Genomic DNA, 1,083 nt, shown 5'->3' on the forward strand with positions numbered 1-1,083 from the left:
ACGGGGCGGGTGTTGCCACCCGCCCCGCGCTTTACCGTTCAGATACCGCAGTCCCGGTCAGAACTGATAGTTAATCCCCAGCATTCCCGAGGTATGGCCGTAATCGTGGTCATCAAAACGGTGGGCCACGTTGCCCCATACGGAGAGATTATTCAGCAGCTTACCTTCCACGCCCACTTTTACCTCACCCGTGTCTTTACCTGTCGAACTGCTGTAGCTGCGGCCGCCGCCGGCAAAACGATACTCCACCCCGTAAGCCTCCGGGCTGTGCAGCCAGTTCACCTCCACAAACGGCTGGAATATCTGCTCACGGTTCACCGGCGAGCTGCCGCGCAGCCAGCTGCGTACCCCGACCCGCGACTGCCAGTAGTCCCGGCTGCTGCCGCTTATCGTGCTGCCGCGACCGTCGTTTACCTTACCGGCATGAACTCCCGACCACGACAGCTGCGCCTGCGGCTGCATAAACCATGACGTACTGGCAAAGTCCGCCAGCTTCATCGTGTAGCCCGTCTCCAGCGACGCGCTGAAGCCTTTCGATTTATAGTTCACCGTCGAATAGCCCTGCCCGCTCACCGCGTTGTCAAACCAGCCGTGCTGCAGCCAGCCGTCAACGTACATCCCGTCCTGCTCCGGGTCCTGGCTGGCGTACCAGGTGGCATATACTCCCGTGCTGTACCCTTTTACCCGGCCCTTTGCCCGGTAGCCGGTGTACACGGAGCGCGACGTCAGATGCGCGTCGCCGTAGCCCGCCAGTACCCCGATACGCAGCAGAGCCTCGCCGTTGTTGTACTGAACGATATCCCCGCCCAGCTGCGTCACCACGCTGTTGGTTCTGACCTTCAGCTGCTCTCCCGCCGCCCGGCTGCGGGTCTGCCCGCCCTCCGTGCGTAACCACAGGGTGGAGGCCAGCTCGTCCACCGCGCCGGGCCGGGTAAACAGCGACTCGCCCGCGCGATCCCGCAGCCGCAGCCTGAACATCTGGCTGGCGATGGCCTGGTTGCCGATGTAGGCTCCCACCTCCGGCTCCACCACGTGGACCGGCTCCGGCATGGGCTCCGGGTCGGGCCGCGGACCCGGCTCCGG

General features: G+C 64.3%; 1 protein-coding gene. It reads right to left on the bottom strand.

Translation table 11 applies throughout. From position 1 onward, the window contains the following. Positions 1–57 precede the first annotated feature (57 nt). On the bottom strand, positions 58–1,083 hold a 1,026-nt coding region (locus GJV78_RS22660), incomplete at its 5' end, for an autotransporter family protein (RefSeq protein ID WP_155110305.1).

The organism is Intestinirhabdus alba (genome assembly GCF_009711095.1).
GTDB lineage: Bacteria > Pseudomonadota > Gammaproteobacteria > Enterobacterales > Enterobacteriaceae > Intestinirhabdus > Intestinirhabdus alba.